Origin of the sequence: Mesorhizobium sp. M3A.F.Ca.ET.175.01.1.1 (assembly GCF_004791945.1) — a bacterium.
GTDB lineage: Bacteria > Pseudomonadota > Alphaproteobacteria > Rhizobiales > Rhizobiaceae > Mesorhizobium.
Genome location: NZ_SRTP01000019.1, coordinates 27,166 through 40,714, shown reverse-complemented (window position 1 = coordinate 40,714; position 13,549 = coordinate 27,166). Strand labels below are relative to the sequence as shown.

The 13,549-nt window shown below is 65.2% G+C and carries 15 protein-coding genes; 6 read left to right on the top strand and 9 right to left on the bottom strand.

What is annotated here, in order from left to right; all coding sequences use genetic code 11:
* The first annotated feature begins 11 nt into the window (after window positions 1–11).
* From EN818_RS28425 to EN818_RS28400, 6 genes are read left to right on the top strand one after another with little or no spacing between them, the layout of a single operon-like run.
* Complete coding sequence (locus EN818_RS28425) at window positions 12–779, top strand: ABC transporter permease subunit (RefSeq protein WP_135906084.1); 768 nt, start codon at window positions 12–14, stop codon at window positions 777–779.
* Window positions 779–1,456 carry an ABC transporter ATP-binding protein gene (locus EN818_RS28420; RefSeq protein WP_189523976.1) on the top strand — a complete coding sequence of 226 codons (678 nt, stop codon included), beginning with the start codon at window positions 779–781 and terminating at the stop codon, window positions 1,454–1,456. The genes EN818_RS28425 and EN818_RS28420 overlap by 1 nt, the downstream gene beginning before the upstream one ends.
* Window positions 1,453–2,628, top strand: a complete 1,176-nt coding sequence (locus EN818_RS28415; protein ID WP_135906082.1) for an ABC transporter substrate-binding protein — start codon at window positions 1,453–1,455, stop codon at window positions 2,626–2,628. The genes EN818_RS28420 and EN818_RS28415 overlap by 4 nt, the downstream gene beginning before the upstream one ends.
* Entirely contained in the window at window positions 2,616–3,578 is a 963-nt protein-coding gene (locus EN818_RS28410; protein ID WP_135906081.1) for a PQQ-dependent catabolism-associated beta-propeller protein, read from the top strand. The genes EN818_RS28415 and EN818_RS28410 overlap by 13 nt, the downstream gene beginning before the upstream one ends.
* Window positions 3,575–4,300: an ATP-binding cassette domain-containing protein gene (locus EN818_RS28405; RefSeq protein WP_135906080.1), complete on the top strand. Its 726-nt coding sequence runs from the start codon at window positions 3,575–3,577 to the stop codon at window positions 4,298–4,300. Before EN818_RS28410 ends, EN818_RS28405 begins: the two co-directional genes overlap by 4 nt.
* Window positions 4,297–5,100, top strand: a complete 804-nt coding sequence (locus EN818_RS28400) for an ABC transporter permease (protein ID WP_129553240.1) — start codon at window positions 4,297–4,299, stop codon at window positions 5,098–5,100. Before EN818_RS28405 ends, EN818_RS28400 begins: the two co-directional genes overlap by 4 nt.
* Here EN818_RS28400 and EN818_RS28395 read toward each other — a convergent pair whose 3' ends face one another.
* From EN818_RS28395 to EN818_RS28355, 9 genes are all read right to left on the bottom strand, one after another.
* Window positions 5,101–5,517 carry a c-type cytochrome gene (locus tag EN818_RS28395; RefSeq protein ID WP_129553239.1) on the bottom strand — a complete coding sequence of 139 codons (417 nt, stop codon included), beginning with the start codon at window positions 5,515–5,517 and terminating at the stop codon, window positions 5,101–5,103. It abuts the gene before it with no gap.
* Window positions 5,498–6,376 carry a cytochrome c oxidase assembly protein gene (locus tag EN818_RS28390; RefSeq protein ID WP_129553238.1) on the bottom strand — a complete coding sequence of 293 codons (879 nt, stop codon included), beginning with the start codon at window positions 6,374–6,376 and terminating at the stop codon, window positions 5,498–5,500. The genes EN818_RS28395 and EN818_RS28390 overlap by 20 nt, the downstream gene beginning before the upstream one ends.
* Window positions 6,373–6,651: a hypothetical protein gene (locus EN818_RS28385; protein ID WP_245454821.1), complete on the bottom strand. Its 279-nt coding sequence runs from the start codon at window positions 6,649–6,651 to the stop codon at window positions 6,373–6,375. Before EN818_RS28385 ends, EN818_RS28390 begins: the two co-directional genes overlap by 4 nt.
* 64 nt (window positions 6,652–6,715) lie before the next feature.
* The gene (locus EN818_RS28380; RefSeq protein WP_095807971.1) at window positions 6,716–7,321 is read right to left on the bottom strand and encodes a cytochrome C oxidase subunit III; all 606 of its coding nucleotides are present in this window, start codon (window positions 7,319–7,321) and stop codon (window positions 6,716–6,718) included.
* Window positions 7,318–9,291: a cytochrome c oxidase subunit I gene (gene ctaD, locus EN818_RS28375; protein WP_135906079.1), complete on the bottom strand. Its 1,974-nt coding sequence runs from the start codon at window positions 9,289–9,291 to the stop codon at window positions 7,318–7,320. Before ctaD ends, EN818_RS28380 begins: the two co-directional genes overlap by 4 nt.
* Window positions 9,288–10,283, bottom strand: a complete 996-nt coding sequence (coxB, locus tag EN818_RS28370; RefSeq protein ID WP_135906115.1) for a cytochrome c oxidase subunit II — start codon at window positions 10,281–10,283, stop codon at window positions 9,288–9,290. The genes ctaD and coxB overlap by 4 nt, the downstream gene beginning before the upstream one ends.
* A 14-nt stretch (window positions 10,284–10,297) precedes the next feature.
* Window positions 10,298–10,831, bottom strand: coding sequence for a c-type cytochrome (locus tag EN818_RS28365; RefSeq protein ID WP_095807974.1), 534 nt, complete (start codon window positions 10,829–10,831; stop codon window positions 10,298–10,300).
* Window positions 10,828–11,628, bottom strand: a complete 801-nt coding sequence (locus tag EN818_RS28360; RefSeq protein WP_245518908.1) for a substrate-binding domain-containing protein — start codon at window positions 11,626–11,628, stop codon at window positions 10,828–10,830. Before EN818_RS28360 ends, EN818_RS28365 begins: the two co-directional genes overlap by 4 nt.
* Window positions 11,629–11,674: 46 nt before the next feature.
* Window positions 11,675–13,549: a methanol/ethanol family PQQ-dependent dehydrogenase gene (locus EN818_RS28355; protein WP_281036018.1), complete on the bottom strand. Its 1,875-nt coding sequence runs from the start codon at window positions 13,547–13,549 to the stop codon at window positions 11,675–11,677.

Genomic DNA, 13,549 nt, shown 5'->3' with positions numbered 1-13,549 from the left:
GGCTCAACACCATGACCGACATCTCAGCCGCTTCCGCAGATAGCCAGCGTTGGCAGTCGACCGCGGCGATGTTCGCGATGCTTTTCGTCTGGCAGGCCGTGTCGGCGATCGTCGCCAGCCGTCTGTTTCCAGGCCCGGCGGAGGTTGTCGCGGTTCTCCTTAACGAAGCTTGGCACGGTGATCTGGCGTTCCACCTCGGCATCTCGCTCGCGCGGGTCGCGGTAAGCCTGACCATCGCCATGGTGGTCGGCGCGGCGCTGGGTTACGCCGCTGGCCGCTCGCAAGGCGCCGACCTTTGGCTAAAGCCCTGGATCGTTCTGTTCCTCAACGTGCCGGCGCTGGTCACCGTGATCCTGATCTATGTCTGGCTCGGGCTCATTGAGACAGCGCTGGTTCTGGCGGTTGCGCTCAACAAGATCCCGAACGTGGTGGTGACGATCCGAGAAGGCGCCAGCCGGCTGGACAAGGACCTGGCCGAGATGGCCGAGATCTACCGCTTCGGCCAGGCGACCGTGTTGCGCCATGTCGTGCTGCCGCAACTGGCGCCATTCTTCATGGTGGCTTTGCGCAGTGGCCTGGCGCTGACCTGGAAGATCGTCCTTCTCGCCGAACTGCTTGGCCGCTCGAATGGGGTGGGCTTCCAGTTGCAGGTCTACTTCCAGAACTTCGATGTGCCGCGCATCATGGCTTACGCCATCAGCTTCGGCATGGTCATGCTGGCGCTTGAATATGGCCTGCTGGCGCAGATGGAGCGCCGCTTGACCGGATGGCAGCGCTGATGCTGGAGATCAGGATCGAGGAGAAGGTCTTTCCGACCCAGGGCGGCCGCAAGCGCCGCGCGATCTTCCGAGATTTCGCGCTGGATGTGCCGCTGGGGCAGGTCTGCGTCCTTGCCGGGCCGTCCGGCGTCGGCAAGTCGACGCTGCTGTCGATCGTATCGGGCATCGACCGTGGATTCGGCGGGACCATAAGCGGTCGTGCGCTTCCGGTCGGCATGATGTTTCAGACCCCGAGGCTGCTGCCCTGGCTGACCGCCTTGCGGAACATTGAGCTGGCAATCCCGGGACGACAGCATGAGGCACCGCGATGGCTCGCGGCTGTCGGCTTAGAAGATCACGGGGAAGACCATCCGCAGCGCCTGTCGGGAGGCATGGCGCGGCGTGTGGCGCTTGCGCGCGCCCTTGCCGTCGAGCCGGCGCTGCTGCTGCTGGACGAGCCATTCGCTTCGCTCGACGAGACAACGGCGGAAGCGATGCGCCTGCTTCTCGGCGGTATCTTTGCAAAGCGGCGGCCGACCACTCTGCTGGTCACCCACGATCTGGCGCACGCATCGGCGCTGGCCGACCGCGTCGTCGTTCTCGAAGGCTCGCCGGCCGGCATTACGCGCGATGTCGCGATCGCCCGAAGCCATGGATCGGCGCCGCCGCGGGCGGGGCAGGGGGGCAGTGTCGGATGAGGCTGGCGCTGACTGTTCTCATGCTGCTTGCTATGGCAGTCCCCGGCTTGGCGCAGCGCCAGACGATGACGATCGGCTATCTCGGCGAGCAGCGCAATTCAGCTTTGCCGCTGGGGCCGCTCGACGAGGACGTGAGTGATGATGGCCTGCAGGGTGCGCGGCTCGGCATTGCCGATGATGACAGCACCGGCCGCTTCCTTGGCCAGCATTTCCGCCTCCAGGAGCGGATATTGAAACCGGGCGAGGCGCCGGCCGGTGCGATCAAGGACTTTGCCGGCGCAGACATCAGCTTCGTCGTCGCCGATCTCGATGCCGACCGGCTTCTGCAGGCGAGCGCCTCGCCCGGCGCGGAGCGGATGACGCTTTTCAACAGCCGCGCTCCCGACGACCGCCTGCGCCAGGAGGACTGCCGCAGCAATGTGCTGCACACCATTCCGAGCCGTGCCATGCTTGCCGACGGCCTGGCGCAATATCTGGTCTGGAAGCGCTGGCAGCATTGGTTCCTGCTCGTCGGGCCACATCCCGAGGATCAGGCGATGGCGGCCGCGTTTCGTCGGGCGGCGACGCGTTTCGGCGCCGAGATCTCGACCGAGCAGACCTGGACATTCCGGCCGGCCAACGGACGAGCCGACACCGGGCACGTCACATTGCAGACCGAGATTCCCGCCGCCACGCAGGTTGGTGACTATGACGTGCTCGTCGTCGCCGACGAGGCTGACGAATTCGGCGCTTACCTCGAAGGCCGCACGGCCTTGCCGCGGATCATCGTCGGCACGCAGGGCCTGGTCGCGACCGGCTGGAGTCCGGTCAACGAAGAGTGGGGCGCCAGGCAATTGCAGGATCGCTTCCGCAGGCAGGCCGGGCGCTGGATGCGCCCCAGAGACTACGCCGCCTGGCTCGCGATGCGCAGCATCGGCGAGGCGGCCACCCGCCTGCACGGTCTCGATCCGGTCGCGATCGGCAAATATCTGCGCAGCGATGATCTCCTCCTCGCCGGCTTCAAAGGACAGGGATTGAGCTTCCGTCCGTGGGACGGCCAGATGCGCCAGCCCATTCTTATCGCCGGCTCGCGACTGCTCGTCTCCAGTTCGCCTCAGCCTGGCTTTTTGCATCAGCGCACGCCGCTCGACACGCTGGGCATCGATCGCGAGGAAAGCGAATGCAAGTTCTGACCGCGCTTCTCCTGGCGACCTTCGCTCTTGCTGGTCCCAGCGCGGCCGAGACCATCTATGTGTCCAACGAGCAGGACAACACGGTGGCAGTGGTGGATGGAGGCAGCATGACGCTGTCGGCAACGATCGACGTCGGCCGGCGCCCGCGCGGGATGGCGCTCTCGGTCGACGGGAAGGAGCTGTTTGTCGCCGAAGGCGATGACAACCGCATCGACGTCGTCGACCTCGCCAAACGACAGGTGGTCGGCCAACTCCCTTCGGGAACCGATCCGGAATTCTTCGTTGTCCATCCGGACGGCAAGCGGCTGTTCGTCGCCAACGAGAACGACAATCTGGTCTCGGTGGTGGACATCGCGGCTGCCAAGATCGCCGGCACCGTCGATGTCGGCGTCGAGCCTGAAGGCATGGCGGTCAGCGCCGATGGCCGCTACGTCGCCTGCACCTCCGAAACCACCAGCATGCTGCATCTGATCGACGCCGGCACGCTTGAACTCGTCGACAATCTGCTGGTCGACACGCGGCCGCGCGCGGCAGCGTTCTCGCCCGACGCCAAGCAATTGTGGGTCTCGTCCGAGATCCGCGGCACGGTCACCGTGTTCGACACGGCGACACGCGAACAAACCGGCAAGATACGGTTTGAGGTGCCGGGCATCCGACGCGAAGGCGTGCAGGTGGTCGGCATCGAAATGTCCCGCGATGGGGCGAGCGCCTATGTGGCGCTCGGACCCGCCAACAGAGTTGCCGAGGTCGACGCCAAAACGCTCGCGGTCCGCCGCCTCTATCTCGTCGGCCAGCGGCCGTGGCACGTCGCGCTCTCCGATGATCAGAAGCGGCTGATCAGCGCCAACGGCAATTCCGGCGACATCTCGTTCATCGATCTGGAGAACCAGGAGGTGGTGAAATCGCTGCCGGTGGGGCGCGGCCCGTGGGGAGTCGTGATCGGGCCATGAACGCTTTGTCGGTCGCCAATCTGGGTCACAGCTTCGGGAACAGACGAGTTCTCGACGGCGTGTCATTCTCGGTAGCGGAGGGCAGGATGTGCGTCCTGCTCGGACGCAATGGCGCCGGCAAGACGACGCTGTTCTCGCTGATCACCGGCCTTTATCACGCCCGTGCCGGTTCGGTGCGCGTCTTCGATCACGCGATGGACGCCAATCCGGCCGCCGCGCTTGCGCGAATGGGTGTCGTCTTCCAGCTGCAGACGCTCGATCTCGATCTGACGGTAGGCGAAAATCTGCGCTACCACGCCGCCCTCCACGGGCTTACCAAGACGGTGAGCCACGAGTGCTCTGTCGAGGAACTCGGCCGTCTGGAGGTGCTGGACAGGATCGACGACCCGGCCCGGGTGCTTTCAGGCGGGCAGCGGCGGCGGGTCGAGATCGCGCGTGCTTTGATGCACAAGCCGCGCCTCCTGCTGCTCGACGAGCCGACCACCGGGCTCGACCTGCCGGGCCGGCGCGCGCTCGAGCGCCACGTGCGCGCGCTTTGCCGGGAGCGTGGCATCGCGGTGCTGTGGGCGACGCATTTTCTCGAAGAGCTGGCGGCCGATGACGATGTCGTGGTTCTCCACCAAGGCACGGTGCGCTGGGCCGGCCGTGGCGATCGGATCGCCGCCGATGTCGGGGTCGCCGGCATCGCCGAGGCATTCGACTTGCTGACGAGATCGCCATGAAGACGGACCACGCATTGCGGGCGCTCGATGGCATCCTGCGCAGGGAAATGCTGCGCACGCTGCGGCAGCGCGGCCGGCTGCTTTCGGCGATGGTGCGGCCGCTTGTCTGGCTGGTGATCTTCGCCGCCGGCTTCCGCTCGGTGCTCGGCCTGTCGATCACGCCGCCCTATCAAACCTATGTCCTCTACGAGGTTTACGTCGTGCCCGGACTGGCTGCGATGATGCTGCTCTTCCATGCCATGGCAAGTTCGCTGGCGATGGTCTACGACCGCGAGATGGGCAGCATGCGCCTGCTGCTGACGGCACCGCTGCCGCGCTGGTACCTGCTTGCCGCGCGCCTGCTGGCCAGCGTCATTGTCGGCCTGCCGCTGGTCTATCTCTTCCTGCTCATCGCGCGCTACTGGGACGTGCGGCCGCCGGTCCTCGGCTATCTCGCGGTTTTTCCGGCGCTTGTGTTGTCGGGGCTGATGCTCGGCGCATTCGGCCTGCTTATCTCCTCAATATCGACCCAGATGGAGAACTTCGCCGGCGTCATGAACTTCGTCATCTTCCCGATGTTCTTCGCCTCGACGGCGCTCTATCCGATCTGGCGCTTGGCCGAAGCTGGGCCGGTGCTGGCAACCGTTGCCGCCTGGAATCCGTTCAGTTCGGCGGTCGAACTGATCCGCTTCGCGCTCTACCTGCGCTTCGATCCGGTTTCCGCACTCATCGTCCTTGGCTGCCTCGGTCTTTTCTTCCTGACAGCTGTGATCGGCTATGATCCAGGCCGCGGCCTCTGGTCCCGGCGCTCTGCAAGCTGATCACTTCAAGGCGTAGAGATAGGCCGCGATGTCGCGCGCCTGCTGCTCCGTGATTTTCGTCGAGGGCATGGCGGTGTGCGGATTGATCTCCCGGGCCGAACGTATCCAGCGGATCATGTTTTGCGGATTGTTCGCCATCACGCCGCCAATGTAGACCCGGCCTGCCAGGCTTGCGTCGAGGCGCGGACCGACCTGGCCTTGCGCGCCCGCAACGCCACTGATCGTATGACAGCCGGAGCAGCCATTCGCCGTCATGATCGGAATGGCGCGCTCCCCAACGCCGCCTGTAGCGACGTCCGCCTCGTGCCTGACGCGATCGCTTCGGTCGGACCACAAGGTCATCCCGGAGATGATCGCAACCAGCAGGACAAGAGCGGCGCTGGCCCCGGCAACAAGCCTAGACAGCGCGGAGTGCATCTCTCGCCTCCCTTGTTGCGCTCGTCCGGATCCACAGCCCGGCGAGCAGCAAGGCGGCCCCGCCATAGACCAGCCCGGCCGGAACCCACATCACCAGCCCGGCAAGCTGCTGGTCTTCGAGCGGGCTCAGGTTCCATAATCCAGCGCCCGCCGCGTTCTGCGGATACCAGAGTTTCGGCGACAGCAGCAGCAGAACGCCGAGCAGGCCGGTATGCAGCGAAGTGAAGAACAGATGCATGACCGCGCTGCCATAGGCCTGCTGGCGGCCGAGGCGCGGCAGAAGCACCCACCAGAAAAGCAGGGCGGTGCCGAGGAAGCTCGCATGCTGCGCATAGTGCGGCACGCCGTGCCGCAGGGCAGCCTCGAACAGGACGGGGATGTGCCAGATCCAGATTGCAATGCCGTGGATGATTGTCGCGTTGAGGGGACGGCTGGCAAACCTCCAGAGAGCCTGCAGCACGCTGCCGCGCGTGAACTTTCGCATGCCCCGCCGAAGGGCGGCGGGCAAAGCCCAGATCAGCACGGCGGCCGGGCAGGCGGCGACCAGCAGCGGCGCGGCGACCGCCATCAGCAGTTCATGCTCGGCCATATGCGCAGTGAATATTCGTTCGCCCAAGGCGTGGATCGGGCTGACGAGCGTTCCCGTCAGCACAGCCCAGCCTGCAGCGAACAACAGCGCCTGCCGTGTCCGCAGAGGCCTGCCCTGGGCGCTGCGGCGCCACAGCCGGACCGCGCCCATCGCATAGAGGAGCGCAATCGCGGCAAGCGGAAATGTTATGGGAAGCGCGATCGTCCATCCGACCTCGGGCGCGCCGGCACCATAGCAGATCGAGGTCGAGAAGAACGCGTCGAAGCTCATCGCAGGCACTCGTCGAGAATAAGCGCGGCGCTGCCCTGCATGACGATGACGAGAGCAAACAGCGACGCCGAAAACATGCCGAGATCGGCGACGAAATCCTCGGTGCTGCGCGTGCGCTCCGGTTTGAAGGCAGCGCCGCCCCGGCGCTTCGCCTGCCACGACAGCGCACCTCCGAGAAGCGAGAGCAGGACGAGCAACAGCGCCACGGGAAGCACGACCGGCACCTGGCGATTGCACTGCCAGGGCACCAGGGCGTAGTTCAGCTGCGTCGACACGGCCCATGCCAACGGGCCGGACAGGAGCCCAGCCCAGGATATGCCTAACCGCAAAGCGCGCATCTCAGCCTAGCCTCGGGACCCAATAGATAAGCAGATAGATCGGGATCCAGGTCAGCACCACGAAATCCCAGTAAAAGACGTTGTCGCCGACGTCGCCGAAGCGGCGGCCGTTGTAACCATGGCGCGTGAACATCAGCACCGTCAGCACGATCGTATCGCCGACATCGGTGATGAGGTGCGTGGTGTGAAGGCCCAGCAGCACCCACAGCATCGAGCCGTAGGCATTGGTGTCCCAGTAGATATTCAGCGCCGGGAACTCGAACCAGCGCACGATGAGCGGGGCGATGCCGAGCAGCGACATGACCACCAGCCAGATTCGCACCGGCGTCATGGCGCAGTGCTCGGCGTGGCGGTTGAGGATGTGGTTCGGCACCACGCTGACGATCAGAAGCAGGGTGACGATGGTGCCCGGCCAATGGTTGGGTTGCGGTGCGCCGAGCGGCCATTCGGACCATGACAGCGCCAGGTAAAGATAGGCGCCGGCCGCCAGCGCGAAGCCGGTGCCTTCCAGCGCCATGAAGCCGAGCGTGCCCCACCATGTCGGGCTGCGCGGACCAACCCCAAAGCTCGGCAGGGTTGAAAGATCGGCGACGGGGCGCTGCTTCATTCCTCGTCCTCCGGATCGCCTTTCGGCCAGAACCATCCGATTAAAGTGACGGCGATTGGTACCGCGCCCCAAACGATCGCCCACGGCGTGAAGATCGAGTAGAGGAAGGTGGCGCCGACCGCGACGGCGGCAAGCAGCGGCCAGATCGATGGCGTCGCCGATTTTTCCCGGATATCGGGGCGGGCTTCGGCCACCGTGGAGATGAGCAGCTCGCGTGCATCGACCCGAAGCCCCGTCGCTACAGGCATTGCCTCGCGTTCGGCCCAGAGCGGCTCGACATGGGTGACGACCGGAATGCGCGCGAAATTGTAGCTTGGCGGTGGTGACGAAGTCGCCCATTCCAGCGTGCCGGCATCCCAGGGATTGTCACCCGCGGGCACACCCCTCATGGCGCCATGCACGAGGTTGAAGGTGAACAGAACGAAGCTCAGAAAGAAGAGCGCCGCGCCGGCGGTGATGAAGAGATTGATGTTCCCCCAGCCAAGCTCGGCCGGATAGGTGTAGACCCGTCGCGGCATGCCCCACAAGCCGACGATGTGCATCGGGAAAAAAGCCGCGTTGAAGCCGATGAAGGCCAGCCAGAAGTGCAAGCGCCCGAGGGCCTCGCTCATCATCCGCCCCGTGATCTTGGGAAACCAGAAATAGGCTGCGCCAAGCAGCGGAAACACCGATCCGCCGATCAGCACATAATGGAAGTGGGCGACGACGAAATAGGTGTCGTGCACCTGCAGGTCGAGCGGCACCGAGGCGAGCATGACGCCGGTGAGGCCGCCGATGACGAAGATGAAGAAGAAGCCGAAGACGAACAGCAACGGTGTGCGGATCACCGGCCTGCCGTCCCACAATGTCGCGAGCCAGCAGAAGATCTGCAAGCCGTTGGGAATGGCGATCATCATGCTCGACGCGGTGAAGAAGCTGGCGCCGAGCTTCGGCAGTCCCGTCGCGAACATATGATGGACCCAGAGGCCGAACGACAGGAAGCCGACCGCGATCAGCGACAGGACCAGACCGAGATGGCCGAAGATCGGTCGCCGCGCGAAGGCGGGAATGATCGCCGAGACCATGCCCGTCGCCGGCAGGAAGATGATGTAGACCTCGGGATGGCCGAAGAACCAGAACAGATGCTGGAACAGCAGCGCGTCGCCGCCCTCGGCCGGATTGAAGATGTGCGTGCCGACCAGGCGGTCGAGGATCAGGAAGGTCGAGGTGATCATCACCGCCGGCATGGCGAAGACGACGACGAAGGAGGTGACCAGCATCGCCCAGACATAGAGCGGGATCTTGTCCAGCGACATGCCGGGCGCGCGCTGCTTGAGCACGGTGACGATGGTGGCGACGGCGACCGCCAGCGACGATACCTCGGTATAGGTGATCATCTGCGCCCACACGTCGGCGCGCTTGCCGGGGGCGAATTCGGGTCCGGACAGCGGCACATAGGCGAACCAGCCGACGTCAGGCGCCATCGAGAGGGCGAAGGAAACCCAGGCAAAAATGCCGCCCGAGACGTAGATCCAGTAGCTGAAGGCGTTGAGGCGCGGGAAGGCGATGTTGCGGGTGCCGACCATGAGCGGCACCAGGTAGATGCCGGTCGCCTGCACGATCGGCACGGCGAACAGGAACATCATCGTGACGCCATGCATCGTGAACAGCTGGTTGTAGAGGTCTGGTCCGATCAGCCCGCGCCGCGGTCCGGAGAGCTGGATTCGCATCGCGACCGCGTTGAGTCCGCCCAGGCACAGAAAGACGAAAGCCGTTATCAGATAGCGCCGCGCAACGATTTTGTGGTCGACGCTTGACAGCGCGCCGACGATGCCGGACGGCGTCCGCCACGTCTGCGTCAGCCAGCGCTGCAGACTGGCGTCGTCCATGCCGGTGTCGCGCGGCCCGTCCCGTTCGGGGGCAAGATCGCCCTTACCGGCGGTGTCGCGCTGCGGCAAATCGCGCTCGCTGGTCAGGTCGGCGCTGCTCATCTCAGCCCCTCGAGATAGGCGACGATCGCGTTGAGCTCGTCGCCGTTGAGGCTGACCACCGGCATGTGGGCGCCGGGCTTGATGCCTTGGGGATCGGCTATCCAGGCGGCGAGATTGCCGCGGCTCATCGTCAGGGTTCCGGCCGCGAGCGTCTGCCGGCTGGCTATATGGGTAAGATCGGGCGCAACCGTTCCGCCGGCCCTCGTGCCGCCTATTCGGTGGCACATCACGCAGGGTCGCTTGACAAACAGGTCTCCGCCGGCCTTGGCCTCGCCGCTCGTCGGCGCGGCGGCCGGCTGCAACTGCTCGTTCAGCCAGGCATCGAATTTCGGCCGCGGCTCGGCGACGATGAATGTTCCCATATTGGCGTGCTGGGCGCCGCAGAACTCCGCGCACTGGCCACGGTAGATGCCCGGCTTGTTCGCCTCGATATCGAGCACGTTCATATGGCCGGGGATGAGGTCCAGTTTGCCGGCCAGGCTCGGGATCCAGAAGGAGTGGATCACGTCGGTCGAGGTCACAATCAGCCGGACCGGCTCGCCGGCAGGGATGTGGATCTCGTTCGCCGTCGTCAGGATCCGGCTTGGCTGCGCGTTCTCGTAGCGTACTTCCCACCACCATTGGTGCCCGGTCACGCGGATGGTCAGGGCAGCATCCGAGCCGATCGCCGCCAGCGTGCGATTGGCGAAGAAGCTGAGCAAGGTGAGCCTGATCAGGATCAACGCCGTCACGCCAAGCGCGGCTACGACCACGCGGAACTTGCGGTCGTCGGCGCCGGCGTCGAGCACAAGCGGCTCGGTGCGTTGGCGCGAGCGCAGGACCAGTGGTGCAGCCAGAGCGATCATCACCAGCACCCACACCGCCGCGCAAAGCCCGGTGAAGAACCAGATCAGCCATGCCAGCTCACTTGCCGCGGGACCTTTCGGGTCGAGCGCCGATTGCCAGCCTGCGCATCCCTGCAGAAACAAGACGCAGGCCATGGCGGATGCCATCGAGCCGAGGCGCCTCACGGCGATTTCCCCAATGTTGCGGCATCCGGCAGGCGGTTTTCCGACGGATGCACCATCATGTCGTCATTGCGCGACGGCGCGGCTGAAGAGGGCGCCTTGCCGCTCAGCGAACGCACGAAGGCGGCAAGCTCCCAGATCTGGTCGTCGGGGATCTTGTCGCGGAAAGCCGGCATGCCGTTCGGCCGTCCGTCGCGGATGGTGGCGTGGATGCTTTCCATCGAGCTGCCATAGACCCACTTTTCGTCCATCAGCGCCGGTCCCATGCCGCCGCCGCCATTGGAGTGGCATCCCGAACAGTTGAACCAACCGAACAGCCGCTTGCCTTCGCTGAGGTGAAAGGCGTTCGCCTCGAAACCGGCGGCCTTGTTGTCGCTGGGCGAGGGCCGTCCGCCGCCCGGTTCCAGCGTCGTCACCGGCGTCGGCTGCTCGCCGGACCCGAGCGAGGATTGCGGTCGCGTGTCCCGCTCCTCGCGCTGGCAAGCGGCGAGCACCAGAGACGCGCACAGCAGCATGGCGAGGCCGGGCTTCATCGCACCGGGCTCCCGGCGGCATCGAGGCGGGGAACGCTATACTGCGCCAGCACCGCGTCGATCTCCGTCTTGTGCTTGGATAGCGCGGCATCGACCTCGCCGCGCAGACGGTCGTCTTCGCGCCGGACGCCCATGGAGATGTCATAGACCATCGGCAGCAGAGGTCCGTCGATGCGGGGCGCGACCGGCCTGATCCTGAGCGGCACCTTCTGTTTCGCGGCGAAATAACCGGCGAGCGGTCCCCACACGACCGCGAGATCGATCTCGCCGCCGGCCACCGCCTCGACGATCCGCGCCGGAGGATTGGGGGCGGAATAGTCGCCATAGACGGGATAGCCGACCAGACGGCCGACGATGCCGCGGCGGCCGAGCGCCTGGACCGGCGGCGAGTTGGCGCCGTCGTCGCCGATGAGCTGAACGCCGATGCGAATGTCACGCAGGCGCGGGTCGTTGAATGACGAGATATCCGGGCCGTCCTGTCTTGTCACGAAGACGTAGGAGGAGCGGTAGTAGGGCGTGGTGGTGCGCAGCATTTCAACATTGGCCGGCGTGCCAAGCACGAGATCGCAGAGCCCGGCCTTCAGCGTGTTGCGGACGAAACCGCGTCGCTGTGCCCACCATGTGTAGGTCAGGCTGGCGCCGAGTTCGGCGGCGACGATACTCGCAATCTTGTTCTCGAAGCCCTGGCCGGCCGTGTTGGAAAAGGGCATGTTGTTTGGATCGGCGCAGACCCTGAGCTCGCGCGCTTCGGCAGCAGCCGCCGCAAGCAGCAGGGCAAGCGCCGCGACCCAGGCCATGAGGCGCTGGAACGCCTTTCGCCGGCGCAAGCTCAGGCCGAACGCATCAGGGCAGCCGGAACACATAGAGCGTGCCTCCCGGCGTGGTCACATTTTTCAGGTCCTTCATCACGTTGACGAAACCCAGCGCAGCCGTTGCGTCGCGCGGGTCGAGGTCGCCCGAGACGATGGCGCCGGCCCAGCCGCCGACGCCCGACAGGATCGCGACATACTGATGCCCGTCGGGACCGCGATAGGTGATGGGCTGGCCGATGATGCCGGACGAGGTCTTGAACTGCCAAAGCAGATCGCCGGTCTTGGCGTTGACCGCCTTGAACCAGCCTTCCATGGTTCCGTAGAAGACGACGTTGCCGGCCGTGGCGACGGCACCGCTCCATACCGGGAAATTCTCCTTCAGGCTCCAGGCCGGCTTCGCAGTGGCTATGTCCCAGGCGGTGAAGGCGCCGCGATTGCCGCCGGGCCCCGGGATCATGCGCACGTTCATGCCGACATAGGGCGTGCCGGCGATGTAGTTCACCTCGACGCCCTCTTCGTCCATGCACAAATTGTTGTGCGGGATGTAGATGAGGCCGGTCTTCGGCGAGAATGCCGAAGGCTGCCAGTCCTTCGCGCCGGAGGCGGTCGGGCAGATGTTGCGCACAACCTTGCCGGTGCCCGTCTTCTTGTCGGGGTTTTCGATCAGGCGGCCGGACTTGAGATCGACGCCCTTGCTGGAATTGACCGGCCCATAAGGCGTCGCCGAGAGGACCTCACCGGTGGCCCGATCCAGAACATAGAGGTAGCCGTTGCGCTCGGGCCGGACCAGCACCTTGCGCGGCTTGCCCTGCCAATTCATGTCGAGCAGGATCTGTTCGTTGATGCCGTCGTAATCGTGAAGGTCGTGCGGGGTCCACTGATAGAACCATTTCGCCGCGCCGGTGTCGGGATCGCGCGCGAATATTCCTGCCGTCCACTTGTTGTCGCCCGGCCGCAGGTCCGGATTCCATGGCCCGGGATTGCCGGTGCCGTGAAAGATCAGGTCGAGGTCGGGGTCGTAGGAGATCCAGCCCCACATATTGCCGCCGCCGATCTTCCACGCCTCCGGCGGCCATGTGGTGACGCCTAGGTCCTTGCCTTTGTCCATGTCGTAATGCGGCTTGAAATCGGGCCCGATCAGCACATCCTTGTCTGGGCCGGTGCCGAAGGCCGTCCAGACGACATGACCGTCGCCGGCATCGAGCGCCTTGACCCAGCCGCGCACGCCCATCTCGCCACCCGAGTTGCCGACCAGCACTTTGCCCTTCACCACCAGAGGCGCCATGGTGATGGTCTCGCCCATGTTGATGTTGCCGATATGCGTGTTCCAGATCGGTTTGCCGGTGTTGGCGTCGAGGGCGATCGTGTGGCCGTCCAGCGTATTGAAGAATATGCGTCCGTCGGAAAAGGCCGCGCCCCGGTTGACAACGTCGCAGCAGGCAACGCCTTGCGCCGCAGGTTCGGGGTTGGGCTCGTACTTCCATTTTATCGGCGCGCCGGGCTTGGAAAGGTCGAGCGCGTAAACGAAGTTGGGAAACGGCGTCACGATGTACATCGTGTTGGCGATGACCAGCGGCGCCGCTTCCTGGCCCTTGTTCACGCCGGTCGAAAAGGTGAAGGCGACCTGCAGGTTCTTGACGTTGCTTTCGTTGATTTCCGAAAGCTCGCTGTAGCGGGTCGAGGCATAGTTCTTGGCCGGCATCGTCCATTGCCCGTCATCGGGCGGCGCGGCCGATGCCGGCGGCGCTATCGCCGGTATCGCGGCGGGCTGCTGCGATGCGGCGGTCAGGAACGGGCAGCAGGCCAGCACGACGACAGCAAGGATCCTCGATCCAGGAAGGCTGCGCGCTGTCGCAGCGTCGCCAGCTCGCCGCTCGCCAAGGCACTTCTCTGTCCATTGCGGCAT

What these genes read in the sequence shown, in the direction of transcription:
- EN818_RS28390 (WP_129553238.1), bottom strand. Translation starts at nt 6,376, where the DNA reads ATGAGCTTCGACGCGTTCTTCTCGACCTCGATCTGCTATGGTGCCGGC.
- EN818_RS28360 (WP_245518908.1), bottom strand. Translation starts at nt 11,628, where the DNA reads ATGGCCTGGGTCGCGGCGCTTGCCCTGCTGCTTGCGGCGGCTGCTGCC.
- EN818_RS28405 (WP_135906080.1), top strand. Translation starts at nt 3,575, where the DNA reads ATGAACGCTTTGTCGGTCGCCAATCTGGGTCACAGCTTCGGGAACAGA.
- EN818_RS28415 (WP_135906082.1), top strand. Translation starts at nt 1,453, where the DNA reads ATGAGGCTGGCGCTGACTGTTCTCATGCTGCTTGCTATGGCAGTCCCC.
- EN818_RS28355 (WP_281036018.1), bottom strand. Translation starts at nt 13,549, where the DNA reads ATGCCGCAATGGACAGAGAAGTGCCTTGGCGAGCGGCGAGCTGGCGAC.
- EN818_RS28425 (WP_135906084.1), top strand. Translation starts at nt 12, where the DNA reads ATGACCGACATCTCAGCCGCTTCCGCAGATAGCCAGCGTTGGCAGTCG.
- EN818_RS28395 (WP_129553239.1), bottom strand. Translation starts at nt 5,517, where the DNA reads ATGCACTCCGCGCTGTCTAGGCTTGTTGCCGGGGCCAGCGCCGCTCTT.
- EN818_RS28380 (WP_095807971.1), bottom strand. Translation starts at nt 7,321, where the DNA reads ATGAAGCAGCGCCCCGTCGCCGATCTTTCAACCCTGCCGAGCTTTGGG.
- EN818_RS28420 (WP_189523976.1), top strand. Translation starts at nt 779, where the DNA reads ATGCTGGAGATCAGGATCGAGGAGAAGGTCTTTCCGACCCAGGGCGGC.
- EN818_RS28400 (WP_129553240.1), top strand. Translation starts at nt 4,297, where the DNA reads ATGAAGACGGACCACGCATTGCGGGCGCTCGATGGCATCCTGCGCAGG.
- coxB (WP_135906115.1), bottom strand. Translation starts at nt 10,283, where the DNA reads ATGGCATCCGCCATGGCCTGCGTCTTGTTTCTGCAGGGATGCGCAGGC.
- EN818_RS28365 (WP_095807974.1), bottom strand. Translation starts at nt 10,831, where the DNA reads ATGAAGCCCGGCCTCGCCATGCTGCTGTGCGCGTCTCTGGTGCTCGCC.
- ctaD (WP_135906079.1), bottom strand. Translation starts at nt 9,291, where the DNA reads ATGAGCAGCGCCGACCTGACCAGCGAGCGCGATTTGCCGCAGCGCGAC.
- EN818_RS28410 (WP_135906081.1), top strand. Translation starts at nt 2,616, where the DNA reads ATGCAAGTTCTGACCGCGCTTCTCCTGGCGACCTTCGCTCTTGCTGGT.